Origin of the sequence: Edwardsiella piscicida (genome assembly GCF_001896205.1) — a bacterium.
Lineage (GTDB): Bacteria > Pseudomonadota > Gammaproteobacteria > Enterobacterales > Enterobacteriaceae > Edwardsiella > Edwardsiella piscicida.
Genome location: NZ_MPNU01000001.1, coordinates 3,812,496 through 3,838,544 on the forward strand (window position 1 = coordinate 3,812,496; position 26,049 = coordinate 3,838,544).

Here is a 26,049-nt window from a genome sequence, read left to right on the forward strand (position 1 = left end):
CTGAAACCATATAATGACTTCATTAACCCCGATCAGCCGGCCTCGTGCCTGGCTGGAAAGTCTGCGCCTGCGTACGCTGCCGCTGGCGCTGGCGTCGATCGTGACCGGATCGGCCATCGCCGCCTGGCAGCAAACCTTTAATCTCGGCATCGCTCTGCTCGCGCTGCTGACGGCGGCGCTGCTGCAGATCCTCTCCAATCTGGCCAACGACTACGGCGACGCCGTCAAGGGCAGCGACACCCCGGAGCGCATTGGGCCGCTGCGCGGTATGCAAAAAGGCGTGATCACCCAGGCGCAGATGAAGCGGGCCCTGATCATCACCGTGCTGCTGACCGTCGTTTCCGGCGTCGCGCTGATCGCCGTCGCCTGCCAAAAACCCCAGGATATCATTGGGTTCTTGCTACTCGGCCTCATGGCTATCATCGCCGCCATCACCTACACCGTCGGTACTCGCCCCTATGGCTATATCGGCCTAGGCGATATTTCGGTGCTGATCTTCTTTGGCTGGCTGAGCGTTGCCGGCACCTACTATCTGCAGGCCGGTACCTTTAACAGCGTGGTCATGCTACCGGCAACGGCCTGCGGCCTGTTGGCGGCGGCGGTGCTAAATATCAACAACCTGCGCGATATCGAAAACGATGCCCGCAACGGCAAAAACACCCTGGCAGTACGCCTGGGGCCGCGCAACGCCCGCTACTATCACGTAGCCCTGCTGGGCGGCGCGGTGCTGTGTTTAGCGCTGTTTGCCCTGCTGGATCTGCATAGTCTGGCGGGCTGGCTGTTCGTACTGGCCGTTCCCATGCTGTACCGCCACGCCAGCTATGTCCTGCACCAGCGCTCGCCGGAGGCCATGCGCCCCATGCTGGAAAACATGGTGAAAAGCGCTCTGTTGACCAATCTGCTCTTCGCCATCGGCACCGTTCTGAGTTAATCCCTTCCGCAGTAGTATCACCCGCGTCGCACGCGGGTGATACTGCTGCTTTTGCAAACAGCCACATTAAAGGGATATACTGATAATTCCTGCGGCAACCGGACGTGGACCCATGAAATACGATACTTCCGAACTGTGCGACATTTACCATGAAGAGGTGAATGTTGTGGAACCGCTGTTCTCCAATTTTGGCGGGCGTTCCTCCTTTGGCGGCCAGATTACTACGGTCAAATGCTTTGAAGACAACGGCCTGCTCTACGATCTGCTGGAGGAGAATGGCCGGGGACGCGTTTTGGTCATCGACGGCGGCGGCTCGGTGCGTCGGGCGCTGGTCAACGCCGAACTGGGGCGTCTGGCGGTGCAAAACGAATGGGAGGGCATCGTGGTCTATGGCGCGGTGCGCCAGGTTGATGACCTGGAGGAGCTGGACATCGGCATTCAGGCCATGGCCGCTATTCCCGCCGGCGCCGACAGCGAAGGCATCGGTGAGAGCGACATTCGCGTCAACTTTGGCGGCGTAACCTTCTTCTCCGGCGATCATCTGTATGCCGATAACACCGGCATTATTCTGGCGGAAGAACCGCTGGATATCGAATAAGAAGCGACGCGCTCCCCGATAGTCAAAAGGCGCTCATTGAGCGCCTTTTATTATAGTGAACCGTGCAGCGGTGGCGATCAGTTCACTTCATCCATTTTTCCCAGCAGCGCGCGCAGGCGCTCCTGCCATGCCCCCTGCTCATGCTTCAGCTGCTCATTTTCACGCAGCAGCCCTTCACGGTTGCTGGCAGCCTGCTGAACCTCTTGATTAAGCTGATTGTTTTTCTCTTTCAGCTCTTCGATTTCCATCTGCAGCAGGGTAATAGTGTCAATCGCCTGCTGAACTTTTGCTTCCAGTTTCTCAAATACTTCAAATGACATGGTCTGTCCCCTTAATAGTAGCCAGGCGTACGTCTTGCCGTTGTGCAGGCCGCCCTGCGGCGGCACACACATTCAAATTGGCGCCCTAACCGCGCAGGCCGTCAGACCTACGCACGCAATCCATTTAGCCGTGTTCCCGTCACCGTATCCAGCGTCGATGCAGCGTCAAAGGCGCATTGTCAAAACGAAGGTCGCAGGGCGTAGCAGACCTCGGTTTACGACGGCGCGCCTCCCGGCACGCGTCCCGGAGGGGCGGCACCATTTGACCCTTTGCCACGCTATTCACCCGGCGTTACGGGGCACTGCCTAGATTACCCCGATTGTATGTAGCCCACCTCTCACTGTCTAGGCCGCGTCCCAGTCTGTAACACATTCAGGCACAATCTCGTGCGTTTTACGTTGAAAAAGTCAGTTTAAAAAAAAGTTACAATCAAACATAAAAAGAACAATGCCCCATCTGCGTGATCCAAGTCAGTAGGCAGATCACAAAACTTTTCAGGCATAAATCGCACAAAATAAGCGATATCAACCATTTTTTTGACGACACACACACATTTAAATTTCGCTATTTCTCGTTTTCGCTCGTTAACGATAAATTCACATCGCACCCGTAACCTGTTCCCTTCAGCGCCGGGCATTTATCTTCCACCTCTTCGTCGCAGGATTTCTTTTATGAGCCAAACCGCGAGTACGACATTAAAAGGACAGTGTATCGCCGAATTTCTGGGCACCGCCCTGCTGATCTTCTTCGGCTGTGGCTGCGTGGCCGCCCTGAAACTGGCCGGAGCCACGTTGAGCCTGTGGGAGATCAGCGTCATTTGGGGCTTGGGGGTCGCTTTGGCCATCTATCTGACGGCCGCCATCTCCGGCGCCCACCTCAACCCGGCGGTCACCATCGCCCTGTGGCTGTTCGCCTGCTTTGAGCGCCGCAAAGTACTCCCCTATATCATCGCCCAGATCGCCGGCGCATTCTGTGCCGCGGCGCTGGTCTATGCCATGTACCACAATCTGTTCATCGACTATGAGCAGACCCATCATATGGTACGCGGCAGCGAAGAGAGCCTGACGCTGGCGGGGATCTTCTCCACCTACCCGAACCCACACATCACCGTATGGCAGGCGCTGTTGGTTGAAACCGTCATCACCGCCATTCTGATGTGCCTGATTCTGGCGCTGACCGACGACGGTAACGGCATCCCGCGCGGGCCGCTGGCGCCGCTGCTGATCGGTGTCCTGATCGCCGTCATCGGCGCGGCCATGGGGCCCCTGACCGGCTTTGCCCTTAACCCGGCCCGTGACTTCGGCCCGAAAGCCTTCGCCTGGATGGCCGGCTGGGGCGAGATCGCCTTCACCGGCGGGCGCAGCATTCCTTACTTCCTGGTTCCCATCGTCGGCCCGATTATCGGGGCCTGTCTGGGGGCCTTTGGCTACCGCGCGCTGATTGGCCGCCACCTGCCCTGCGATGTCTGCATCGCAGAAGAAGAGAAAAAGAACAGCGAGAAATCCAAAGCCTGATAAGGTTTCCGGGGAGGCGACTCCCCGGCATTTGAGCGAACTCCGTACACCGAACACCCAACCAGGACAACGATCATGACAACCGAACAAAAATACATTGTCGCTCTTGACCAGGGCACCACCAGCTCCCGCGCCGTGATCCTCGACCACGATGCCAATATCATCAGCGCCTCCCAGCGCGAGTTCGAACAGATTTACCCCAAGGCCGGCTGGGTGGAGCACGACCCGATGGAGATCTGGGCGACCCAGAGCTCTACCCTCACGGAGGCGATGGCCAAAGCCGATATCGAATCCGATCAGATTGCCGCCATCGGCATCACCAACCAGCGTGAAACCACTATCGTCTGGGAAAAAGAGACCGGTAAACCGGTCTACAACGCTATCGTCTGGCAGTGCCGTCGTACCGCCGATATCTGTGAAAAGCTCAAGCGCGACGGACTGGAGGAGTACATCCGCCACAACACCGGCCTGGTGGTCGACCCCTACTTCTCCGGCACCAAGGTGAAGTGGATCCTGGACCATGTCGACGGCGCCCGCGAACGCGCCCAGCGCGGCGAACTGCTGTTCGGCACCGTCGATACCTGGCTGGTATGGAAGATGACCCAAGGGCGGGTACACGTCACCGACTACACCAACGCCTCTCGCACCATGCTGTTCAACATCCACACGCTGGACTGGGATGAGCGCATGCTGGAGGTGCTGGATATCCCGCGCGCAATGCTGCCGCAGGTACGCGCCTCTTCCGAAATCTATGGAAAAACCAACATCGGCGGCAAGGGTGGAACCCGTATCCCTATCGCCGGTATCGCCGGTGACCAGCAGGCGGCGCTGTTTGGCCAACTGTGTGTGCAGCCGGGGATGGCGAAGAACACCTACGGCACCGGCTGCTTCCTGCTGATGAACACCGGTAAAGAGGCGGTACCGTCACAGCACGGCCTGCTGACCACCATCGCCTGTGGTCCGCGCGGCGAGGTGAACTACGCACTGGAGGGGGCGGTCTTCATCGGCGGCGCCTCGATTCAGTGGCTGCGCGACGAGTTGAAGCTCATCAACGATGCGGCGGACTCCGAGTACTTTGCCACCAAGGTAAAAGACAGCAATGGCGTCTACGTGGTGCCGGCCTTTACCGGCCTGGGCGCCCCTTACTGGGACCCCTATGCCCGCGGCGCCATCTTTGGCCTGACCCGCGGCGTCAACAATAACCACATCATCCGCGCGACCCTGGAGTCCATCGCCTACCAGACCCGCGACGTACTGGATGCCATGCAGGCCGACGCCAATACCCGTCTGCAGTCCCTGCACGTCGACGGCGGCGCGGTCGCTAACAACTTCCTGATGCAGTTCCAGTCAGACATCCTCGGGACGCGGGTTGAACGCCCGGCGGTCCTGGAGGTCACGGCGCTCGGCGCGGCCTATCTGGCCGGTCTGGCCGTCGGCTACTGGAGCGATCTGGAGGAGCTGAGCAGCAAGGCCAGCATTGAGCGTGAGTTCCGCCCTGGCATTGAAACCGTCGAGCGCAACTATCGCTACAGCGGCTGGAAGAAAGCGGTGGCGCGCGCGCAGGCCTGGGAAGATCACGACTGATAACCAGCGGTAAACCGACGGCGGGGGCGAATGAATCGCCCCCTTTTTTATTTTTGGTCAAGGTTACGGCGTTTTTCCGACGCAAACGTTTCACTGCGCCTGTGTTAGAATCGCCCCCCGTCATCTTATTGCTTATCTATCTCATCACTGCAGGACCATCATGAAACGTGAATTAGCCATCGAGTTCTCTCGCGTCACCGAAGCAGCGGCACTGGCCGGATATAAGTGGTTAGGGCGCGGCGACAAAAATGCGGCAGACGGCGCCGCAGTCAACGCCATGCGCATCATGCTCAATCAGGTCGATATCGACGGGGAGATCGTCATCGGCGAGGGGGAGATCGACGAGGCACCGATGCTGTACATTGGTGAGCGCGTCGGCAGCGGCCAGGGCGATCAGGTCGACATCGCCGTCGACCCGATTGAGGGAACCCGCATGACCGCCATGGGCCAGGCCAACGCGCTGGCGGTGATGGCCGTCGGCGATAAAGGAACCTTCCTGCATGCGCCGGATATGTACATGGAGAAGCTGGTCGTCGGCCCTCAGGCCAAAGGCTGCGTCGATCTCAATCTGCCGCTGGAGACCAACCTGCGCAACATCGCCGACCGCCTGGGCAAGCCGCTGTCCCATCTGACGGTGATCACCCTGGCTAAGCCGCGTCATGACGCTAACATCGCCGCAATGCAGGCGTTGGGCGTACGCGTCTTTGCCATTCCCGACGGTGACGTCGCGGCCTCGATCCTGACCTGCATGCCGGAAAGCGAAGTGGACGTCATGTATGGCATCGGCGGAGCGCCGGAAGGGGTCGTCTCCGCCGCGGTGATCCGCGCGCTGGACGGCGACATGCAGGGCCGTCTGCTGGCCCGCCACCAGGTGAAGGGCGATACGCCGGAGAACCGCCGTCTGGGCGAACAGGAGCTGCAGCGCTGTGAGCAGATGGGGATCTGCGCCGGTGAGGTGCTGGCCCTCGGCGACATGGCGCGCAACGATAACGTGATCTTCTCCGCCACCGGGATCACCAAGGGTGACCTGCTGGAGGGCATCTATCGTAAGGGCAACGTCGCCACCACCGAAACCCTGCTGATCCGCGGTAAGTCCCGCACCATTCGCCGTATCCGCTCGACCCACTATCTGGAGCGCAAAGACGCCCAGATCCGCGATATCATTCTGTAACGGCGCGGGCGACCAACGAAAAACGGCGTGCCATTCGGCACGCCGTTTTATCTCAGCCCAACATCCGGCGGATTACATGATCTGTCCCTGCTGACGCACCTTGTGTGCAATCGGCAGCCAGCACAGCAAAATCATGACCGCCATCGCACTCATCAGCATCCCCAGGCTAAACTGCCCGTTCTGCGGCAGCAGGGCAGAAAACCAGGCCATCGCGCCAGATCCGACGTTCTGCAGTCCGCCCACCAGCGCGCCGGCGGCTCCGGCCAACAGCGGGAACGGCTCCATGGCACCGGTCGTCGCCAGCGGAAACAGCATGCCGGCGCCAAAAAAGAACAGCGCCGCCGGTACGATCAGCGTCCAGATGTTGATGATGCCGAACCAGCTCGGCATCCACATCATCACCCCAGCCAACAGACAGCTCAGCACCGCATGCCACATCAGGGTAGCAAAGGGTTTGCCCGGGCGCCCGGCGTACCACGCGCCAAAGAATGCCGCCGGGATCGGCAGAATAAACAGAATGCTGACCACGATACCGCTTAAGTGCAGCACGCCGCCCAGCAGAACGCCGGAGCAGGCCTCAAACACCGCGACCCCCGCCAGTCCGCCGATCAGCATCACCAGATAGCAGACAAAGTTGCCGTGGCTCAGCAGCTGACGGTAGCTGCTAAACAGGTTGCTATGGCCCGCCGCGGCCGGTCGAGTCTCCGGCAGCCAGCGGAACATGCTGTAGGCCACCCCGGCGCACAGCAGCAGCAGAAACGCATAGCAGGCGCGCCAGCTGATAAAGGCGTCCAGCAGGCCACCGATCACCGGTGCCAGCAGCGGGCTGACCAGAATCCCCATATTCAACAGGCTATTGGCGTAACGCAGCGCAGTGCCGTTGTACAGATCGCGCGGCATGGTACGGGCCATCACCCCGGCAACGCCGGTCCCCATCCCCTGCAGCGCTGCCGCCATCACCAGCACGTGCAGGCTGGGTGCCAGCAGCGCCAGCAGCGCGCCCAGCATAAAGATGCCCATCCCGGCCAGGATCACCGGCCGACGGCCGATGCGATCGGAGAGCGGACCATAGATCAGCTGCGAGGCGCCATAGGTCAGCAAATATGCCGCCATCACGCTTTGTATCGCGCCGCTGCGCACGCCCAGATCGCGTCCCATATCCGGGATGGAAGGAACATAAATCGTCTGTGCCATCTGGCCGACGGCAACCAACAGGATCAACATGACCAGCAGGTGAAAATTTTCTAGCTTTCTCATTATGTTACGTTTACCAACGCATTATTAACCAGAACGATAAACCATTACCAGGCCATATGTGTGGAATCAATGACCATATTCGGGCGCATAATCTAACAGATAAAGCTAAAACATGTTCAGCTGCTCGCTCTTTGTCCTGATTTTTGTTGTCAGATGTTATCGCCGCAGGCGTAAAGTAAATGTGACAACTCGCAGGGCATTCTGCGACCGATTTAAAAATAAAGAATATTTATCATTTAACGACGTTTTATAAATTATTAAACTGAATCGTTCACTAATGTCTCGCTTACCACAAGGATCTGTGCCATGAAGACACCTGAATTGATTCTGCTACAGCTAAAAAGCCTCGGACCACAGTCGGCAAAAATGCTGGCCGAACGCATTGCCATTACCACTATGGGTGTGCGTCAGCATTTACAGCAGCTCGAACAGCGCGAACTAGTGTGCTACGAAGAGTCCCGCACCAAGGTAGGACGCCCCACTCGCTTCTGGTCACTGACCAACAAAGGCCATGCCCAATTCCCCGATCGCCACCGCGATCTGTCGCGCACGCTGCTAGAAGGGACGCAAAAGCTGTTCGGCAGCCAGGGCGTTGAGCAGCTGATCGAGATCCGAGAAGATGCCCTGTATGACCGCTACGTCAGCGAGCTGGCGCTGCATCCCGAAGGTGAGGCGCGCTTTCACGCGCTGGCGCGCCTGCGCCAGGACGATGGCTATATGGCAGAGGTCGAATTCGAAAATAATGCGGTGGTACTGATTGAAAACCACTGTCCGATTGGCGTCGCCGCCAATACCTGCGGTAAGCTGTGTCACTCCGAGCTGCGGCTGCTCAACCGCCTGCTGGGCTCGAAGTATCACGTTGAGCGCGTGGAGCACATCATCAGTGACTCACGCCGCTGCGCCTACCGCATAACATCCCGGGAGTGATTCACGTATGGCCGAATGGGTAACGGGCACCATCACACAGGTTCAGCACTGGACCGATAAACTGTTCAGCATTCAGTTGCGGGCGCCCATCAAGCCGTTTCAGGCCGGGCAATTTGGCAAACTGGGTATGGATATCGGCGGCGAACGCATTCAGCGGGCCTACTCCTTCGTCAATCCGCCGAGCAGCGATACGCTAGAGTTCTATCTGGTCACGGTACCGGACGGGCTGCTCAGCCCGCGCCTAACGGCGCTACGGCCGGGCGATACCCTGCTGGTCAGCGATGAAGCCAACGGCTTTTTTGTGCTGGATGAGGTTCCGGACTGCGGGACGCTGTGGATGCTGGCCACCGGCACCGCGCTCGGACCCTATCTGTCCATGCTGGAAGAGGGGCGCGACCTGGCTCGCTTTGACCATCTGGTGCTGGTACACGCTGTCCGCCACGCTGCCGATCTCAGCTACCTGCCGCAGATGCAGCAGCTGGCGCAGCGCTACGGCGGTAAGCTGCGCATTCAGGCCGTCGTCAGCCGCGAGGCGGCGCCCGGCGCCTTACAGGGGCGTATCCCCGATCTGATTGCCAGCGGCGCGCTGGAGGCGGCCGTTGGCCTGCCGATCAGCGCAGAGGAGAGCCACGTCATGCTGTGTGGGAACCCACAGATGGTACGAGATACGCAGCAGCTGCTGAAAGAGACCCGCGCGATGCGTAAGCACCTGCGCCGCAAGCCGGGCCAGATCACCAGCGAACACTACTGGTGATACATCTGACGCCGGACAGGTCCGGCGTCGTCCCTCCGGCTTACGCTCCGATGCGGCGCCAGTTCAGCGCCGGCGGCGGCGGCCCATAGCGGTTATCGCCCGCCGTACCCACGAAAACACCGCAGTCCAGCAGCAGCATGATGTAGATCAGCAGCGGCAAAAATCGCCCCAGCGCCCATGTCCACAGCCCCCCTAAGATCTCCCAGTTCCCGGCGGCCAGTATCCACGCGACCACCGCCAGCAGCGCCCACCATCCCGACTTATTGCGATCGTGCAGACGCTTGACCCATACCGCGGCCGTGGGCCACAGCGAGAGAACCAATAGAAACGCCGCGGCCTGTAGCGGGATCAGCGCCGCACCGGCCAGAGAGAACAGCGCCAGCAGCAGCAGCGCCCAAACGCCCATCCAAATCCAGAACGCCTGACGACCCAGGCGACCGCGCAGAGAAAAACACCACTGTTGTAGGCCCATCACTCATCCTTTTGTCGTTCGGTTCAGTCAACAGAGCGGCGCAGTGTACTCGATCCCGGCGCCGCATCGCGGAATTTTTACGCGCCTTTTTGACAACCGACGTCAGAAAACGCTTTAATCATCTATCGGATCGCCATCCCGCTGTATACCGGATCAGAATCATGTCACGGATCACGCTATTATCCCTGTTCTTACTGGCCTGTCAGCCGGCAGCCTTCGCCGCACCGTCGCAGGCCAGCGGCGAGGCGCCTCAGCCCGCGCCCTATCTGCGCCCCGGCGCACCGACGTTCGATCTCACCTTGGTCAACTTCCGCGCTCACTATAATCAGGCGTTTCCATCGCTGCCGCTGGAAGAGTACCGCGCCATCAGCGTCCGAGATGAAAACCTGCCGCTGACCCGGGCTGCGACGCGGATTAATGCCGCCGTTTACTCCTCCGTCGTTTTGGAGAAAGGCACCGGTAAAATCAAAAGTCTGCAGATAACCTATCTCCCCAGCGAGGACGGAGAGCGGGGCAAAGGGAAACGGGGCGCCCGCAACGGTGCTGAAACACCCGATCGCCAGCTGGCTATCCGCTACATGGCCGCCCTGATGCAAAGCTTCTCCCCGACCCTTTCCCCGCAGCAGAGCCTGGAAAAAGTCGCGGAGCTCCTGAGCCGCGGCCGCAGCCAGCCCTATTACAGCCAGCAGGATGGTTCTTTACGCTATGTGGTATCTGATAGCGGTGAAAAAGGCATTACTTTCGCTGTTGAACCGATTAAGCTTTCACTATCAGAGGATGCAGGATCCTGAGGTCCCTAGCCATTTGATGATGGAAAACAAAGTGTCTGGCGCCCAAGATTTTTATACTGTCAGACAGAATATGCCGACAAGGCGAGTTGATTTCGATTATGTGTTTCCCAATTGGAGGAAAGAAAATGCGTCAACCATTAGTTATGGGTAACTGGAAACTGAACGGTAGCCGCCACATGGTTCACGAACTGGTTGCCGCCCTGCGCGGTGAACTGAGCGACGTAGCAAACTGCGATGTCGCCATCGCCCCGCCGGCAGTCTATCTGGATATGGCCGCCCATGAACTGGCCGGTAGCCGTATCGCCCTCGGTGCCCAGGACGTCGGTATCAATGCCTCCGGCGCATTCACCGGTGAAATCTCCGCCGCGATGCTGAAAGACATCGGTGCCAAATACATCATCATTGGCCACTCAGAGCGCCGTACCTACCACAAAGAAGGCGACGCGTTCATCGCAGAGAAATTTGCCGCGCTGAAAGAAGCCGGTCTGATCCCGGTGCTGTGCATCGGTGAGACGGAAGCTGAAAACGAAGCCGGTAAAACGGAAGAAGTCTGCGCCCGCCAGCTGGATGCCGTACTGAAAACCATGGGTGCTCAGGTGTTTAAAGGCGCCGTTATCGCCTATGAACCGATATGGGCCATCGGTACCGGTAAGTCTGCCACTCCGGAACAGGCTCAGGCGGTACACAAATTTATCCGCGATCACGTTGCCAAGCACGACGCTGAAGCCGCACAGGAAGTCATCATCCAGTACGGCGGCTCAGTCAACGCAGCCAATGCGGCCGATCTGTTCAAGCAGCCGGACATCGACGGTGCACTGGTCGGCGGGGCCTCTCTGAAGGCCGACGCATTCGCCACCATCGTACGCGCCGCCGCTGCCGCTAAAGCCTAAGCGCCGCGCTGCCAGCGCCGAACGCAACGGCTCCCGATCAGGGGAGCCGTTTTTTTTATGCGTCGCCCGAACGCGGCGCATAAAAAAGCCCCGCACGCGGGGCCCGATAAAGCTATGGCCGATCCCACACCGTTAGAACAGTATCTTGGCCGTATCCAGCCAATCGCCCTTAAACGGACGCTTCATATTTTCAACCGCATCGATGATGTCGTGGTGCACCAGCTTTTCGTTCTGGATCCCCACGCAGCGGCCGCCGTATCCCTGCAGCAGCAGCTCAATGGAGTAGGCGCCCATGCGCGACGCGAGGATGCGGTCATAGGCCACCGGCGCACCGCCGCGCTGGATATGTCCCAGTACGGTCGAGCGAGTTTCACGACCGGTCTCCTGCTCGATAAACTTGGCCAGCTCATCCACATCACAGATATGCTCGGTGATGGCAACGATAGCGTGTTTCTTGCCTTTAGTGATGCCGGCCTTAATCTCTTCGACCAGCTCTTCGCGCTTGAACTCCACCTCCGGCAGCACGATATATTCGCAGCCGCCGGCGATCGCCGCCGCCAGCGTCAGGTCGCCACAGTAACGCCCCATCACCTCGACGATGGAGATACGCTGGTGTGAAGAGGAGGTATCGCGCAGACGGTCAATGGCCTCTACAACGGTTTCCAGCGCCGTAAAATACCCGATGGTGTAATCGGTGCCGGCCACATCGTTATCGATAGTTCCCGGCAGGCCAATGCAGGGGAACCCCATCTCAGTCAAGCGCTTAGCGCCCAAATAGGAACCGTCACCGCCGATCACCACCAGCGCATCCAGGCCAAACTCACGCATGTTCTCTACGGCCTTTTCACGCACTTTCTCGTCGCGAAACTCCGGGAAACGGGCTGAGCCAAGGAAAGTACCGCCGCGGTTGATCACGTCGGAGACGCTGTAGCGGTCCAGTTGCTCAATGCGTCCTTCATACAGACCGAGGTAGCCATCATGGATGCCGTAAACGTCTAACCCTTTGGACAAGGCCGCACGCACGACGCCGCGGATGGCCGCGTTCATGCCCGGCGCGTCACCGCCACTGGTCAAAACACCGATTTTTTTGATCATGACTACCTCTGAGCTTGTGGATACTATTTCTTAGGAATGGCTTGGCGCGTACAGCCCTGGCCTCGGCCGTCGGGAACGGCGACGGTCGACGTGACACCCCACGCTTGCCCACCGCCAACGCCGCTGGCCGTGGACTCCGCCTGTTGGTACAGAAAATGAACACTCAATTTAATTACTGTGTAATATTATAGCAAAGTAATCAAGCTGAATTGATTCAGGTCAGCCCACTACATGGTAAATATTTTACTGCGCGAAAAAAATAGCCGCGCTGTAATCCGGCTCACAAACTGGTATTTTTTTAGCTCTCCCACAGCCCTTTTTGTTCAGCGGGAACCACCGAGGTCGGATCCTGATGAATAATCACGTCCGCGGCGGGAAAGTGCTGCAGGAGATCGTGCTCAACGCCGTCGGCGATAGCATGAGCATCCACCAACGGCAGGGTATCGTCCATCTCTAGATGTAACTGAATAAAACGGGTCGGGCCGGACTGGCGGGTACGCAGATCGTGTACGCCCAAGACGCCGCGATGCTCGCGGACAATGCGGACGATCAGATGTCGCTCCTCGGGGCTCAGGGCCCGATCGAGCAGAGACTGCACCGCATCGTACCCCATACGCAGGGCGCTGTAGAGGATATAGACCCCAATCCCCAGCGCAAACAGCGCGTCAGCTCTGGCCACGCCGTACCAGCTCAATCCCAGAGAGACCAGAATAGCCCCGTTCATCAACACGTCGGATTGGTAATGCAGCATGTCGGCGCGCACCGCTTGACTCTGGGTCCTGCGTACCACCCAGCGCTGAAAGGTCACCAGCGCCAGCGTGCACACCAGCGCAAACGCCGTAACCCAAATCCCGGCGCCGGGATCGTTCATCGGCTCCGGCTTGAGCAGGTGCTGGAAGCCGGTCAAGAACAGAAACAGTGCCGAACCACAGATAAACATACTCTGCGCCAGCGCGGCCAGCGACTCGGCCTTGCCGTGGCCAAAGGTATGATCCTTATCCGCCGGCTGCAGGGCGTAGCGGATCACCAGCAGGTTGGTCAACGAGGCCGCGATATCGACCAGCGAGTCCACCAGCGACGCTAGCAGGCTGACTGACCCGGTATGCCACCAGGCTAAAATTTTTAAAATCAGCAAGATAGTGGCAGTTGCCGTCGCGCTCAGCGCGGCCACCTTCACCAATCGTGCATATTGCTGATGCATAGTTCACCCAAAGGTTGCTTAATCAGCCGCCCAGTATAGCGAATTACGGACAAAAAAAAGCCCCGCCATCATGGCGGGGAAGACAGGGATGGTGTCTATGGCAAGGAAAAACAGGGTGCTACTCGGTCGTACACTACTTCTGGGCAGAAGTATTCTGCATGTACGCTATCTGCTGCTGCCAACCGGCAATTTTCTGCTGATAGCGTGCGTTTAACTGGGACTTCTGATCCGGCGTAAGGAGGTTAAACATCATATTACGGATCCGAGCCATCTCGACTTGGCGGATCACGCTCTCCTGCGCCATCTTCTCAGCCAAGGCTTTCACCGCGGCCTCATCAAATTTTTCTGCCGTCACCAGGTGATGCATAGCTTCGATATCATGCAGCTTTACGCTCGAAAAACCGTGGCGCGTAGTCTGCATCAAATCCCGCATCTGCTGACGCTGCTGCTCAGTAAGGTTCACACCATCAAACATGTAGTTATGATCCATACTCTGTTGCATCATGTCGTTGCCCTGATGCCAGCGACATACTGGCTCCCCTTCATCGGCGTATACGGCGACGGAGGTCATCATAAGCAAAGCGGCCATGGTCAGGGTTGCAGTTTTATGCATCTCTCACTCCTAGGTACCGGCCCGCTCATTGAATCGATGAGTGCAGTCTACCCATACAGCTGAAAACATGCGTCAGGGGATGTAAAACTAAGTAAAGTCATGGATTAGCGGCATTTGATATCGTATTTTGCGTCAGGAGGTAACACCCAATGAATAAGATATTACTGGTTGATGACGATCGCGAACTGACGTCGCTTCTGCAAGAACTTCTTGATCTTGAAGGATTTGAGGTTATCGTCGCTCACGATGGTGAGCAGGCATTGGCAATGCTGGACGCCAGCATCGATCTGCTGCTGCTGGATGTCATGATGCCGAAGAAAAACGGTATCGACACCCTTAAAGAGCTGCGTCAACACCATCAGACGCCGGTCATTATGCTCACCGCCCGCGGCAGCGAGCTCGACAGGGTGCTGGGGCTGGAGCTGGGGGCAGACGACTACCTGCCGAAACCCTTCAATGATCGCGAGCTGGTTGCCCGTATCCGGGCCATCCTGCGCCGCTCTAACTGGAATGAGCAGCAGCAAAACAGCGATAGCGGTGCGCCGATCCTACAGGTCGATCGCCTGCAGCTGAACCCCGGTCGCCAAGAGGCCAGCTTTGACGGCCAACCCCTGGAGCTCACCGGTACTGAATTCACGCTGCTGTACCTGCTGGCGCAGCATCTGGGGCAGGTGGTATCGCGCGAACATCTTAGCCAGGAGGTCTTGGGTAAGCGTCTGACCCCCTTCGATCGCGCCATCGACATGCATATCTCTAACCTCCGCCGCAAACTGCCGGAGCGCCAGGATGGCCAGCCGTGGTTTAAAACGCTGCGCGGGCGCGGCTATCTGATGGTATCCGTTTCATGATCAATAGCCTGACGGCGCGTATTTTTGCCATTTTTTGGCTGACGCTGGCGCTGGTACTCATGGTAGTACTGATGCTGCCCAAGCTCGACTCACGCCAGATAACCAGTCTGCTGGACAGTGAGCGGCGCCAGGGCGTCATGCTGGAGCAGCACGTAGAAGCCGAGCTGGCCGTCGACCCCCCAACGATCTGCTGTGGTGGCGGCGCCTCTTTCGCGCCATCGATAAATGGTCTCCTCCGGGGCAGCGTCTGCTGCTGGTGACCAGTGAAGGACGGGTGATCGGGGCCCAGCGCAACGAAATGCAAATCGTGCGTAACTTTATCGGCCAGTCCGACAATGCCGATCACCCTAAGAAGAAAAAGTATGGGCGCCTAGAGATCCTTGGCCCCTTTCCGATCCGCGACGGCGAGGACAACTATCAGCTGTATCTGATCCGGCCCGCTAACAGCCCGCAGTCCGACTTTGTAAACCTGCTATTCGATCGCCCGCTGCTGCTGCTGCTCGTCACCATGCTGATCAGTTCACCGCTGCTGCTGTGGCTGGCGTGGAGCCTGGCCAGCCCGGCGCGTAAGCTGAAAATGGCGGCGGACGAGGTCGCCAGCGGAAACCTGCGTCAGCACCCTGAGCTGGAGTCGGGACCACAGGAGTTTTTAGCCACCGGGGTCAGCTTCAACCAGATGGTCAGCGCCCTGGAGGGGATGGTGAAGGCGCAGCAGCGTCTGATCTCCGATATCTCTCACGAGCTGCGTACGCCGTTAACCCGGCTACAGCTGGCCACGGCACTGATGCGGCGGCGCCACGGCGAGTACAGCGAGCTGGCGCGTATTGAAACCGAGGCTCTGCGGCTGGACAGCATGATCAACGATCTGCTGGCGCTGTCGCGCAACCAGCATAAAACCGAGCTGGAGCGGGAGCCCCTACGGGCAGATGAGCTGTGGTCTGATGTATTGGATAACGCCAGCTTCGAGGCTGAACAGCGCGGCAAAAAGCTGGAGGTAACCGCCCCACCCGGACCATGGCCACTGTTTGGCAGCCACTCGGCGCTGGACAGCGCGTTCGAGAATATCGTACGCAACGCCCTGCGCTACTCCAACCACCATATCGCTATCCACTTCAGCTGTGATGGACACGGGATCACCATCCACGTAGACGATGACGGTCCAGGCGTCGCCCCCCAGGATCGTGAACAGATCTTCCGCCCGTTCTATCGCACCGATGAGGCGCGCGATCGCGAATCCGGCGGCACCGGGCTGGGATTGGCGATCGTCTCTACGGTGGTGGAACAGCACCATGGCTGGGTACGGGCCGAGGACAGCCCGCTGGGCGGTCTACGCCTGACGCTGTGGCTACCGCTCTCCACGCGCAGCGGCACGGGCAAAGCCTGACGCGCTGCGCTATACTGCGCCCCCTGACATCTGGGGGCGCAAATGCTGAATATCGTACTCTTCGAACCTGAAATTCCACCCAACACCGGCAACATCATCCGACTGTGTGCCAATACCGGCTTTCACCTGCACCTGATAGAGCCCCTGGGCTTTACCTGGGACGACAAGCGCCTGCGGCGCGCCGGGCTGGACTATCATGAGTTCGCCAGCATTCGCCGTCACCATGACTATTCGGCCTTCCTCGACGGTGAAAAGCCGACGCGGCTGTTTGCTCTGACGACCAAGGGAACCCCGGCCCACAGCGAGGTGACCTATCGCGACGGCGACTACCTGCTCTTTGGCCCGGAGACCCGCGGCCTGCCGTCCACGATCCTCGACAGCCTGCCGGCGGCGCAGAAAATCCGCATCCCCATGCTGGCCAGTAGCCGCAGCATGAACCTGTCTAACGCGGTTTCCGTCGTCGTGTATGAGGCCTGGCGTCAGCTGGGCTACCCCGAAGCCCTACTGCGATAATAACGCGCGGGGGACGTCATAGACGTCCCCCGCGGGCGCAATCAGGGTGCCAGCGCCATCGGCGGTTAAATACCGCTGCCGTCCGCAAAATCATGACTGTTGCCGTTAAAGCGCTGATCCATGTCCATGGACGGCTTATCGCTCTCTGGGCGGCCGACAATCCGCGCCGGAACGCCCGCCACCGTCGTGTGGTCGGGTACCGGGTGCAGCACCACGGAGCCTGCGCCGATCTTGGCTCCGCGCCCCACCTCGATATTACCCAGAATTTTAGCGCCCGCGCCGATCATCACCCCTTCGCGGATCTTAGGATGGCGATCGCCGCACTCTTTCCCGGTACCGCCCAGCGTGACCGACTGCAGGATAGAGACATCATTCTCCACGACCGCCGTTTCACCGATCACAATCCCGGTGGCATGATCGAGCATGATCCCACAGCCAATGCGCGCCGCCGGATGAATATCGACGCCAAAGGCCACCGAAATCTGATTCTGCAGATAAATCGCCAGGGCACGCCGCTCCTGACGCCATAGCCAATGCCCGATGCGATAGGCCTGCAGCGCATGAAACCCTTTGAGGTACAGCAGCGGCGTCGAATACTTATCTACCGCCGGATCGCGCTGGCGAACCGCCAGGATATCGCGCGCGGCATAGTCCACCATGCGGGGATCGGCGCGATAGGCCTCTTCGGCCACTTCACGGATGGCGATGGCCGGCATAATCGGATCGGCCAATTTATTGGCCAAAATATAGCTCAGTGCGCCGGACAGGTTTTCATGCTTCAGCAAGGTGGCATGGAAAAAACTGGCCAGCATCGGCTCGCACTCCGCCAGTCCCCGAGCCTCTGTTTTAATGTTTTGCCAGATGATTTCCAATTCTTCTGTCGACATGATGTTGCTCCCATCCTCGTAGTAGGCGGCGGCCGATGCGAATAGCAGATCCTCTGCACTCCCTCCGTCACGTCAGACGCACGGGCCTGTCGCAGCCGAAATAGCGACGCTGCCGGGAGAGTCACGCAGCCGGGGTAAAGAGAGAGTGGAGAAAATCTGACGATAAGTGATGTAATTAATCAGACGCGGCGGCGCCCGGTCAAGGGGAGAGTGATGATTATCCCGAGAGACTCACACCCTGAGGAGAAAGAGCGGGTATCCGCCGACCCGGCAGATACCCACCAACGTATCAACGGGCGTTTTCGTCCCGGCTAGCGCGCCCCAGCAGCGAGAGCGCCGCCTCACGAACGTCTTTCTGGCAATACAGCACCTGATAGATCTGCTCGGTGATCGGCATCTCCACGCCATAGCGCTGCGCCAGCGACATCACCTCTTTGGTGTTGCGGTAACCCTCGACCACCTGACCTATCTGCGCCTGGGCCTCATTGACGCCCATCCCCTGCCCCAGCATGATGCCAAAGCGGCGGTTGCGCGACTGATTGTCGGTACAGGTCAGCACCAGATCACCCAGCCCAGCCATGCCCATAAAGGTCGCCGGATCGGCGCCAAGAGCCCCCCCTAGCCGACTCATTTCAGCAAGACCGCGGGTGATCAGGGCCGTACGGGCATTGGCGCCAAAGCCGATGCCGTCCGACATCCCGGCGCCGATAGCGATAACGTTTTTGACCGCACCGCCCAGCTGTACGCCGATGAAATCCGGGTTGCGATAGACGCGGAAGCTCTTGCCACAGTGCAGCAGGTGCTGTAGCGCCTCGGCAAACGCCGCGTCCTGAGAGGCCACGGCGATCGCCGTCGGCAGTCCCGCCGCCAGCTCTTTGGCAAAGGTCGGCCCGGAGATCACCGCCAGCGGAATATCCGGCCCCAGCGCTTCACGCGCTACGTCCTGCAATAAACGCCCGGTCTCCGCCTCCAGTCCCTTGGTTGCCCATACCAGTCGCGCATCTGGCCGCAGGTGGGGGCGCAGCTGACGCAATACGTCACCAAACACGTGGCTCGGCACAACCACGAGGACATCGCGGCTGGCCGACAGCGCCCGGGATAAATCCGTCTCCAGCGACAGCGTGTCAGGGAAACGGACGTCCGGCAAAAAGGCCTGATTACAGCGCGCGGCCTCCAGCGCAGCGATGTGCGCAGGATCGTGCCCCCACAGCACCACCGGGTGCCCGTTACGGGCCAGCGTAATGGCCAATGCGGTGCCGTAAGAGCCAGCGCCGATAACGGCCATGGAAGCGACAGGCGTTGTCATTACGCTTCCTGAGTCGGCTCTTCGCCGGCCTGCTGCTGCAGATAGCTCATGAACAGCGCGTCAAAGTTAACCGGTGCCAGGTTCAGCTGCGGGAAGGTACCGCGAGCAACCAGGTTCGTGATGCATTCACGAGCGTACGGGAACAGGATATTCGGGCAGTAGGCACCCAGGCAGTGAGCCATCTGAGTACCTTCAATGCCGGCGATGGTAAAGATACCGGCCTGCTGGACTTCACACAGAAACGCCGTTTCTTCACCCATGGTTGCGGTGACCGTCACGCGCAGAACCACTTCAAACACCCCATCAGCCAGCTGGTTGGATGCCGTATCCAAATCCAGTTTAACCTCCGGCTGCCACTCTTTCTGGAAAACGGCCGGTGAGTTCGGCGCTTCAAAGGAGATATCCTTCGTGTAGATACGCTGGATCTGGAAGGACATTTCAGTGTTATTTTGTTCAGACATGGTTGGTTCCTAATCTTTAGGTAATGGGGTAATCCCTATCAAACATCAATGCCGGTTTACAGCAGCGGGTCAAGCTCACCGCGGGCATCCAGCGCGTGCAGGTCATCACAGCCACCAATATGACGCCCATCGATAAAAATCTGCGGTACGGTGGTACGGCCGCTGCGCGCGATCATCTCCTCGCGCTTTTCCGGGTTTGTATCGATAGCGATCTCATCAAACCCAACGCCCTTGGCCGTCAGCAGCGCCTTGGCGCGCAGGCAAAATGGGCAGGTCGCTTTGGTATAAATTTCAACGTTGGCCATGATGACTCCTCAGTCAATATCCGCTTATTTACCGCGAGCTAAGGGCAGATTATCACCCTGCCAGCCGGCGATACCGTCTTTCAGAGAATATACCTGCGCAAACCCGGCGTTAACCAGATGCTCGCCGGACTGACGGGAGGTCATACCGTTAGCGCACACGACGATCACCGGCTGCGACTTATGCTTATCCAGCTCACCGAGGCTACCGCTCTTCAGCTCGCTCGGCGTCAGGTTTACGGCGTTGGCGATATGCCCTTTGCGGTACTCTTCACGCGTCCGGGTGTCGACGACAACGGCGTCTTCTTTATTGATCAGATGGGTCGCCTGGCCGCGGCTCACCTCTTTTACTTTAGAGAAACGGCTTTTAAGGGTCATGACGACAACCGCCACAAACAGCACAATCCACGCCACGCTCAGCACGGGGTGGGCAGTGACGAATTGCATAATCTCTTGCATTTGCATGGGGGGTTACTACTCCCGATCGGTTAAGGGCTAAATCAAAGGATCAGAGTATACCTTTGCCTCGCTCCAAATACAGCCGATTACCGAGCGCTGGGCGCTGAAACTGCGGCCTGGCGCGAAAATTTACCCCAGGCTATCGCCTCACCCGCGACGGGACGGGACACAAAAGGGCTTCCCTTGATCTTTCTGCAGCCAATCCGTCATAGATTGTAGTAAAATTACGCTAATTCACGACGGAATAGCCGTGTATATGGGGTTGTGTCCCGCCACTTTCCGCACTGCGCCTGCCGCCAGCGCCAACGGGACAGCGCTGGCGTAGTCCACACCGCGTGTGCACGGCTATTCATTCTTGAACTTATCAACATATGAGGTTGTTGCAATGTCGAACGCCAAAAAACCGATGGTTCTGGTGATCCTTGACGGCTATGGTTACCGTGAAGATCAGCAGGACAACGCAATTCTCAACGCTAAGCGTCCGGTGATGAATCGCCTGTGGGCTGAATATCCGCATACGCTGATCTCCGCATCCGGTCTGGATGTCGGCCTGCCGGATGGTCAGATGGGCAACTCCGAAGTCGGTCACGTCAACCTGGGCGCCGGGCGCATCGTATACCAGGATCTGACCCGTCTGGACAAAGAGATCAAAGAGGGCGACTTCTACAACAATGCCGCGCTGACCCGCGCCGTAGATGATGCCGTTGCCGCCGGTAAGGCCGTGCACATCATGGGCCTGATGTCCCCTGGCGGCGTACACAGTCACGAAGACCATATCCTGGCGATGGTTGATCTGGCAGCCCAGCGCGGCGCAGAGGCCATCTATCTGCACGCTTTCCTCGATGGTCGCGACACCCCACCGCGTAGTGCGGAATCAACACTGAAACGATTCACTGACCATTTCGCCGCAATCGGTAAAGGGCGCATCGCCTCACTGATCGGTCGTTACTACGCCATGGATCGCGACAACCGTTGGGATCGCGTCGAGCTGGCCTACGATCTGTTGACCGACGCCAAGGGTGAATTCCACGCCGATAACGCCATTGATGGGCTGCAGGCCGCCTACGCCCGCGGTGAAAACGACGAGTTTGTTAAGCCGACCGTAATTCGCGCCGCAGGCCAGGCCGACGCCGCGATGCAGGATGGCGACGCGCTGATTTTCATGAACTTCCGCGCTGACCGCGCACGCCAGATCACCCGCGCATTCGTTAACGCTGACTTCGACGGCTTCGCCCGCCGCAAAATCGTTAAGCTGGGCAGCTTTGTCATGCTGACCGAGTATGCCGCCGATATCAAGACCGAATGCGCCTACCCGCCGGCTTCGCTGAGCAATACCCTGGGTGAGTGGCTGATGAAGCACAATAAAACTCAGCTGCGCATCTCCGAAACCGAAAAATACGCCCACGTCACCTTCTTCTATAACGGTGGCGTAGAAGATCCGTTCAACGGTGAAGATCGCATCCTGATCAACTCACCGAAAGTGGCGACCTACGATCTGCAGCCGGAGATGAGTTCGGCCGAGCTGACCGAAAAGCTGGTCTCCGCCATCGGCAGCGGCAAGTATGACACCATCATCTGTAACTATCCGAACGGCGACATGGTTGGCCACACCGGCGTTTACGACGCGGCGATCAAGGCCGTCGAGGCGCTGGACGCCTGCATGGGTCAGGTCGTTGACGCCGTGCAGAAGGCCGATGGTCAGCTGCTGATCACCGCCGACCACGGTAACGCGGAGATGATGCGCGATCAGGAGAGCGGTCAGCCGTATACGGCGCACACTAACCTGCCGGTACCGCTGATCTACATCGGTAAGCAGGCCAGCGCTGTCGAGGGCGGGAAACTGTCCGACATCGCTCCGACCATGCTGACACTGATGGGGATGGATGTCCCACAAGAGATGACTGGCAAGCCGCTGTTCATCGTGAAATAATCGATCCCCATGAGGGGAAAAGATCTGTTTCACATGCCCAGCGCAGGCTCAGCGCCATCCGTCGGGAGTACCCCGTGCGTCGCTCCGGCGACGCACGCGTTCCGCGGCGCCTCGCCCCTGCTGCCCATCTTCTGTGCCGGCGCACTGTTCGCCGGCATCAGCCTTTTCCCCTGCGCCGCATTTAGCGCAGACAGCAACAAGCAGCAGCTGCAGTCTATCCAGCAGGACATCGCTGAGAAAGAGAAAAGCGTTAAGCAGCAGCAGCAGCAGCGCGCATCCCTGCAAGATCAGTTAAAAGCCCAAGAAAAACAAATAGCCCAGGCCGGCAGAGCGCTGCACGATACCCAGGCTGAACTCTCTCTGCTCGAGCAGCGGGTCACCGCGCTCAGCGCCTCTATCCGCAAACTGCAAAGCAAAGAGAATGGTCAGAGTAAGCTATTAGCACAGCAGCTGGATATGGCGTTTCGTCTCGGCCGCCACACCGGAATGCAGGTTCTGCTCAACGGTGAAGAGAGCCAGCGCAGCGAGCGACTGCTGTCCTATTTCGGCTATCTGAACATCGCCCGACAGCAGAATATCGCCGCGCTGCAGGAGACCCGTACCGACCTCAGCCAGCAAAAGCGTGAGCTAGAGAGCGCGAAAGCCAAGCAAAAAGAGGTCCTGGCAACTCAGCAACAGGCTCAGCAGCTGCTACAGCAGGCGCGCGCCAGCCGCCAAAAAACGCTGACGGCGCTAGAGAGCTCACTGGCCAAGGATCAACAGCAGCTCGGTGAGCTGCGCCAGAATGAAACCCGCCTGCGTGACAAGATAGCCCGCGCCGAACGTGAGGCCCGCGCCCGCGCCGAACGCGAAGCGCGTGAAGCCGCCCGCGTTCGGGCCGAAATGAAAGCAAAAGAAGCCCAGGCCAAGAAAAAAGGTACCACCTATAAACCCAGCGAAAACGAGCGTGCGCTGCTGGCCAGAACCGGCGGCCTAGGGCGTCCGGCAGGTCAGGCGATCTGGCCGGTACGGGGACGCACTATCCATGGCTTCGGCGAGCCACTGCAGGGCGAACTGCGCTGGAAAGGCATGGTCATTGCCGCGCCGGAGGGCAGCGAAGTCCGCGCCATCGCCGACGGCCGCGTCCTGCTGGCCGACTGGCTCCAGGGGTATGGACTGGTGGTGGTCGTTGAACACGGCAAGGGCGATATGAGCCTGTATGGCTATAACCAGAGCGCCTTAGTTAACGTCGGCGCACAGGTCAAAGCCGGTCAGCCGATTGCGCTGGTCGGTGACAGCGGCGGTCAGGGGCAGTCGGCCCTGTACTTCGAAATTCGTCGTCAGGGGCAGGCGGTGAACCCGCGGCCGTGGCTGGGGCGCTAACGCTGGCGTTCATCGCTTCGCCATCACGCTGGATAGAGAGAAGGAATAAGCCTTGCGCTCACTGATCCGTCTTAGTTCACTGGCGCTGCTTTGCAGCGCTCTGGCTGCGCCGGCGCTGGCCGGAAAGCTCGCCATCGTCATTGATGACTTCGGGTATCGTCCCCGCGAAGAAAACCAAGTGCTGGAGATGCCGTTACCCGTCACCATCGCCGTCTTACCCAATGCGCCCCACGCGCGCGAGATGGCGCTGCGCGCCCACGCACAGGGGCGCGAGATCCTGATCCACCTACCGATGGCCCCCATCAGTAAGCAGCCGCTGGAGCGCGATACGCTGCAGCCCACCATGAGCGAGGCGGAGATCCAGAGAATTATCCGCCAGGCGGTAGGTAACGTGCCCTACGCCGTCGGCATGAACAACCATATGGGCAGCGCCATGACCTCCAGCCTCAGCGGTATGCAAAAAGTCATGCGGGCGCTGGAGCAGTACCATTTTCTCTACTTCCTCGACAGCATGACCATTGGCCATAGCCAAGTCAGCAACGCCGCCCAGGGGACTGGAATCAAGGTTATCAAGCGCAAAGTCTTTCTGGATGACGCTCAGAACGAGAGCGCTATCCGGACGCAGTTCAATCGCGCGATAACGCTAGCGCGGCGCAATGGCTCCGCCATCGCCATCGGCCACCCGCATCCTGCAACGGTACGCGTCCTGCAGCAAATGCTGCGCACCCTGCCGCCGGATATCGTCCTGGTCAGGCCCAGCGCCTTACTCAACGAGGCCACGCGCCCCGATTCGGCGCCCTTGGCCAAGCCGGCGCATCCCCCGCTCAAACGTCCCGAGTTCGGTGGCATCAGGCAGTGCCGGGCTCCGCACACTCCTACGCCGGTTCATGCCTCTCGGGCATGGCAGATCGTGGCAGAGGGGATTAAAGGCACTGCGCCGGTTAAATGGCTGCAGGAGCGCTGGCGCTTCTGGCTGGGATGACAGACATAAAAAAGCGGGGCAAATATTGCCCGCTTTTTTATTAATCATCGGACTCGGTATAGTCCTCAGCCCCTTCCATCTGCGGCTTACCGCCGGAGAGAGTATGGAAGCGCTTAGGACGACGGATACGGGTGACATACTTCGCCCATACTTTCTCCGCCTCCGTCGCCGGCTGACGCTCACCGCGGCATACGGCAACAAACAGTGCTTCTTCATCTGTCTGCGCCTCGCGAGTGCCGAGATCCAATTCATTAAACGCATACCCAAAACGCTCAAGTAGCTGAGCCTCTTTGATCGTAAAGTCACCATGACGCGAAAAGCCGCGCGGGTAGTGCTTATTATCAAAGAAACGATGAGTAGTGTGGAAGCTTTCCGCCATCTGACACGCTCCTAATTCTCTATGGCCGTGCTATTTATGGCGCGGAGTATTAGTTAGCCTTGACAAGCTGTAAAACAAAACATTTAAATCATCATGATTAAAATTTTTATGGATACGTCGTGGATACCGAATTACTCAAAACCTTTTTGGAAGTCAGCCGTACCCGCCACTTTGGTAAGGCGGCCGAATCACTGTACCTGACGCAGTCCGCCGTCAGCTTCCGCATCCGCCAGTTGGAAAATCAAGTAGGTACCGAGCTATTCACTCGCCACCGCAATAACATTCAGCTCACGCCAGCCGGGCAAACACTCGTGCCCTATGCAGAAAATCTGATGAATACCTGGCTACTGGCCAAGCAGGAGATGATCAACGCCCGCCAGCATAAGGCTCTTTCGCTGGGAGCACCGCCATTGCTATGGGAGTCGATGCTGACCGACTGGCTTTCGCGGCTCTACGACAATAATCCTGCGCAAATGCTAGAGGCCCGCACCGGTCAACGCCATATTCATATCCGCCAGCTGCACGAGCGCCATCTGGATCTGCTAATCGCAACCGAAACCCCCAAAGCCGATGAGTTTACCAGCGAACGGGTCGGTGAGTTTACACTAGGGCTCTATGCCGCTGGCCAAAGTGCGTCGGTACGGCCATTCATTCGCCTCGATTGGGGGGCCGACTTCAGCCCGCAGCCCTCGCCGCTGATCGAGAGTGGCGCTCCCCTGCTGGAGAGTAGCTCACTGCTGATAGCCGAGCGTATTCTGCGTCAGCTGCACGCCAGCGCGTTTTTACCTACGACTTGGGCTGCCAGTGACTTACAGCGGTTACCCCACCCAGAAACGCTAATAAGGCCACTCTATGCCATCTGGCTGCGCAACAGCGACCGTTTAGATGAGATCCACCCCATGGTGCATGACCTGCACCGTTTCTTGATGCCGAGCGCCTGAGGGCGCCGGTATTATCGCGGTAAAATAATGGCGTACGAAAACGTCATTAGCGGAAAAACAAAAAAGCCTTCTGTTTTCACAGAAGGCTTTTTATCTGGCAGGGGCGGAGGGACTCGAACCCCCAACACCCGGTTTTGGAGACCGGTGCTCTACCAATTGAACTACGCCCCTAAATA

The 26,049-nt window shown here is 58.8% G+C and carries 27 protein-coding genes, 1 tRNA gene and 1 pseudogene; 16 read left to right on the forward strand and 13 right to left on the reverse strand.

Annotated features, from left to right (window positions below; all coding sequences use genetic code 11):
- Positions 1 to 13 precede the first annotated feature (13 nt).
- Together BRD58_RS17560 and rraA are read left to right on the forward strand one after the other, a co-directional pair.
- Entirely contained in the window at positions 14 to 931 is a 918-nt protein-coding gene (locus tag BRD58_RS17560; protein ID WP_012850232.1) for a 1,4-dihydroxy-2-naphthoate polyprenyltransferase, read from the forward strand.
- Positions 932 to 1,043: 112 nt separating this feature from the next.
- Positions 1,044 to 1,529, forward strand: a complete 486-nt coding sequence (gene rraA / locus BRD58_RS17565) for a ribonuclease E activity regulator RraA (RefSeq protein WP_015462512.1) — start codon at positions 1,044 to 1,046, stop codon at positions 1,527 to 1,529.
- A gap of 77 nt (positions 1,530 to 1,606) precedes the next feature.
- Here the strand turns inward: rraA and zapB are convergent, their stop codons facing one another.
- The gene (gene zapB, locus BRD58_RS17570) at positions 1,607 to 1,849 is read right to left on the reverse strand and encodes a cell division protein ZapB (protein ID WP_015462513.1); all 243 of its coding nucleotides are present in this window, start codon (positions 1,847 to 1,849) and stop codon (positions 1,607 to 1,609) included.
- A 672-nt stretch (positions 1,850 to 2,521) separates the two neighbouring features.
- Between zapB and BRD58_RS17575 the strand changes: the two genes are divergently transcribed.
- From BRD58_RS17575 to glpX, 3 genes are all read left to right on the forward strand, one after another.
- A complete protein-coding gene (locus tag BRD58_RS17575) occupies positions 2,522 to 3,364 on the forward strand; it encodes an MIP/aquaporin family protein (protein ID WP_012850235.1) in 843 nt (280 codons plus the stop codon).
- Between the two features lie 75 nt (positions 3,365 to 3,439).
- A complete protein-coding gene (gene glpK, locus BRD58_RS17580) occupies positions 3,440 to 4,948 on the forward strand; it encodes a glycerol kinase GlpK (protein WP_073383820.1) in 1,509 nt (502 codons plus the stop codon).
- Positions 4,949 to 5,108: 160 nt separating this feature from the next.
- Positions 5,109 to 6,119: a class II fructose-bisphosphatase gene (gene glpX / locus BRD58_RS17585; protein ID WP_015462514.1), complete on the forward strand. Its 1,011-nt coding sequence runs from the start codon at positions 5,109 to 5,111 to the stop codon at positions 6,117 to 6,119.
- A gap of 72 nt (positions 6,120 to 6,191) precedes the next feature.
- Here the strand turns inward: glpX and emrD are convergent, their stop codons facing one another.
- Positions 6,192 to 7,376, reverse strand: coding sequence for a multidrug efflux MFS transporter EmrD (gene emrD, locus BRD58_RS17590; protein ID WP_069579541.1), 1,185 nt, complete (start codon positions 7,374 to 7,376; stop codon positions 6,192 to 6,194).
- Positions 7,377 to 7,682: 306 nt separating this feature from the next.
- Here emrD and BRD58_RS17595 point away from each other — a divergent pair, with 306 nt between their 5' ends.
- Together BRD58_RS17595 and fpr are read left to right on the forward strand one after the other, a co-directional pair.
- Positions 7,683 to 8,303 carry a helix-turn-helix transcriptional regulator gene (locus BRD58_RS17595; RefSeq protein WP_041692817.1) on the forward strand — a complete coding sequence of 207 codons (621 nt, stop codon included), beginning with the start codon at positions 7,683 to 7,685 and terminating at the stop codon, positions 8,301 to 8,303.
- Between the two features lie 7 nt (positions 8,304 to 8,310).
- On the forward strand, positions 8,311 to 9,057 hold the full coding sequence (gene fpr / locus BRD58_RS17600) for a ferredoxin--NADP(+) reductase (RefSeq protein ID WP_069579543.1): 747 nt from the start codon (positions 8,311 to 8,313) through the stop codon (positions 9,055 to 9,057).
- 40 nt (positions 9,058 to 9,097) lie between these two features.
- Here fpr and BRD58_RS17605 read toward each other — a convergent pair whose 3' ends face one another.
- Positions 9,098 to 9,529, reverse strand: coding sequence for a DUF805 domain-containing protein (locus BRD58_RS17605; RefSeq protein WP_012850241.1), 432 nt, complete (start codon positions 9,527 to 9,529; stop codon positions 9,098 to 9,100).
- Between the two features lie 161 nt (positions 9,530 to 9,690).
- Here BRD58_RS17605 and BRD58_RS17610 point away from each other — a divergent pair, with 161 nt between their 5' ends.
- Positions 9,691 to 10,320, forward strand: a complete 630-nt coding sequence (locus BRD58_RS17610; protein ID WP_012850242.1) for a DUF1454 family protein — start codon at positions 9,691 to 9,693, stop codon at positions 10,318 to 10,320.
- A 125-nt stretch (positions 10,321 to 10,445) separates the two neighbouring features.
- The gene (tpiA, locus tag BRD58_RS17615) at positions 10,446 to 11,210 is read left to right on the forward strand and encodes a triose-phosphate isomerase (RefSeq protein WP_012850243.1); all 765 of its coding nucleotides are present in this window, start codon (positions 10,446 to 10,448) and stop codon (positions 11,208 to 11,210) included.
- A gap of 132 nt (positions 11,211 to 11,342) precedes the next feature.
- Here the strand turns inward: tpiA and pfkA are convergent, their stop codons facing one another.
- The 3 genes from pfkA to cpxP all read right to left on the reverse strand — a co-directional run bounded on the left by pfkA (position 11,343) and on the right by cpxP (position 14,119).
- The gene (pfkA, locus tag BRD58_RS17620; protein ID WP_012850244.1) at positions 11,343 to 12,305 is read right to left on the reverse strand and encodes a 6-phosphofructokinase; all 963 of its coding nucleotides are present in this window, start codon (positions 12,303 to 12,305) and stop codon (positions 11,343 to 11,345) included.
- A gap of 298 nt (positions 12,306 to 12,603) precedes the next feature.
- Positions 12,604 to 13,506, reverse strand: a complete 903-nt coding sequence (fieF, locus tag BRD58_RS17625; RefSeq protein WP_012850245.1) for a CDF family cation-efflux transporter FieF — start codon at positions 13,504 to 13,506, stop codon at positions 12,604 to 12,606.
- A gap of 133 nt (positions 13,507 to 13,639) precedes the next feature.
- Positions 13,640 to 14,119, reverse strand: a complete 480-nt coding sequence (cpxP, locus tag BRD58_RS17630) for a cell-envelope stress modulator CpxP (RefSeq protein ID WP_012850246.1) — start codon at positions 14,117 to 14,119, stop codon at positions 13,640 to 13,642.
- 149 nt (positions 14,120 to 14,268) lie between these two features.
- On the opposite strand from cpxP, the gene cpxR reads away from it, so the two are divergent.
- The 3 genes and pseudogenes from cpxR (at position 14,269) to trmL (ending at position 16,864) form a co-directional block, all read left to right on the forward strand.
- Entirely contained in the window at positions 14,269 to 14,967 is a 699-nt protein-coding gene (cpxR, locus tag BRD58_RS17635) for an envelope stress response regulator transcription factor CpxR (protein WP_012850247.1), read from the forward strand.
- A pseudogene (gene cpxA, locus BRD58_RS17640) lies at positions 14,964 to 16,351 on the forward strand (envelope stress sensor histidine kinase CpxA). Before cpxR ends, cpxA begins: the two are co-directional and overlap by 4 nt.
- 42 nt (positions 16,352 to 16,393) lie before the next feature.
- The gene (gene trmL / locus BRD58_RS17645) at positions 16,394 to 16,864 is read left to right on the forward strand and encodes a tRNA (uridine(34)/cytosine(34)/5-carboxymethylaminomethyluridine(34)-2'-O)-methyltransferase TrmL (protein WP_034168292.1); all 471 of its coding nucleotides are present in this window, start codon (positions 16,394 to 16,396) and stop codon (positions 16,862 to 16,864) included.
- Between the two features lie 65 nt (positions 16,865 to 16,929).
- Here the strand turns inward: trmL and cysE are convergent, their stop codons facing one another.
- The 5 genes from cysE to BRD58_RS17670 form a co-directional block, all read right to left on the reverse strand.
- A complete protein-coding gene (gene cysE, locus BRD58_RS17650) occupies positions 16,930 to 17,751 on the reverse strand; it encodes a serine O-acetyltransferase (protein ID WP_012850250.1) in 822 nt (273 codons plus the stop codon).
- A gap of 289 nt (positions 17,752 to 18,040) precedes the next feature.
- Positions 18,041 to 19,057, reverse strand: a complete 1,017-nt coding sequence (gene gpsA / locus BRD58_RS17655; protein WP_069579544.1) for an NAD(P)H-dependent glycerol-3-phosphate dehydrogenase — start codon at positions 19,055 to 19,057, stop codon at positions 18,041 to 18,043.
- Positions 19,057 to 19,518 (reverse strand): protein-export chaperone SecB, encoded by a 462-nt coding sequence (gene secB, locus BRD58_RS17660; protein WP_012850252.1) that lies wholly within the window; start codon positions 19,516 to 19,518, stop codon positions 19,057 to 19,059. Before secB ends, gpsA begins: the two co-directional genes overlap by 1 nt.
- A 56-nt stretch (positions 19,519 to 19,574) precedes the next feature.
- Complete coding sequence (grxC, locus tag BRD58_RS17665; RefSeq protein WP_012850253.1) at positions 19,575 to 19,823, reverse strand: glutaredoxin 3; 249 nt, start codon at positions 19,821 to 19,823, stop codon at positions 19,575 to 19,577.
- Between the two features lie 24 nt (positions 19,824 to 19,847).
- The gene (locus BRD58_RS17670; RefSeq protein WP_015462555.1) at positions 19,848 to 20,279 is read right to left on the reverse strand and encodes a rhodanese-like domain-containing protein; all 432 of its coding nucleotides are present in this window, start codon (positions 20,277 to 20,279) and stop codon (positions 19,848 to 19,850) included.
- 385 nt (positions 20,280 to 20,664) lie between these two features.
- On the opposite strand from BRD58_RS17670, the gene gpmM reads away from it, so the two are divergent.
- Genes gpmM through BRD58_RS17685 form a run of 3 tightly spaced genes read left to right on the forward strand, consistent with a single transcriptional unit; the run spans position 20,665 to position 24,553 of the window.
- Positions 20,665 to 22,209 carry a 2,3-bisphosphoglycerate-independent phosphoglycerate mutase gene (gpmM, locus tag BRD58_RS17675; protein WP_015462556.1) on the forward strand — a complete coding sequence of 515 codons (1,545 nt, stop codon included), beginning with the start codon at positions 20,665 to 20,667 and terminating at the stop codon, positions 22,207 to 22,209.
- Between the two features lie 9 nt (positions 22,210 to 22,218).
- Positions 22,219 to 23,571, forward strand: a complete 1,353-nt coding sequence (envC, locus tag BRD58_RS17680; RefSeq protein WP_012850256.1) for a murein hydrolase activator EnvC — start codon at positions 22,219 to 22,221, stop codon at positions 23,569 to 23,571.
- Between the two features lie 52 nt (positions 23,572 to 23,623).
- Positions 23,624 to 24,553 carry a divergent polysaccharide deacetylase family protein gene (locus tag BRD58_RS17685; RefSeq protein ID WP_069579545.1) on the forward strand — a complete coding sequence of 310 codons (930 nt, stop codon included), beginning with the start codon at positions 23,624 to 23,626 and terminating at the stop codon, positions 24,551 to 24,553.
- A 40-nt stretch (positions 24,554 to 24,593) separates the two neighbouring features.
- Here the strand turns inward: BRD58_RS17685 and BRD58_RS17690 are convergent, their stop codons facing one another.
- Entirely contained in the window at positions 24,594 to 24,932 is a 339-nt protein-coding gene (locus tag BRD58_RS17690; protein ID WP_012850258.1) for a DUF413 domain-containing protein, read from the reverse strand.
- Positions 24,933 to 25,051: 119 nt separating this feature from the next.
- Here BRD58_RS17690 and hdfR point away from each other — a divergent pair, with 119 nt between their 5' ends.
- Positions 25,052 to 25,873: an HTH-type transcriptional regulator HdfR gene (hdfR, locus tag BRD58_RS17695; RefSeq protein ID WP_012850259.1), complete on the forward strand. Its 822-nt coding sequence runs from the start codon at positions 25,052 to 25,054 to the stop codon at positions 25,871 to 25,873.
- A 95-nt stretch (positions 25,874 to 25,968) separates the two neighbouring features.
- Here the strand turns inward: hdfR and BRD58_RS17700 are convergent.
- Positions 25,969 to 26,044, reverse strand: a tRNA-Trp gene (locus tag BRD58_RS17700).
- Positions 26,045 to 26,049: the final 5 nt, after the last annotated feature.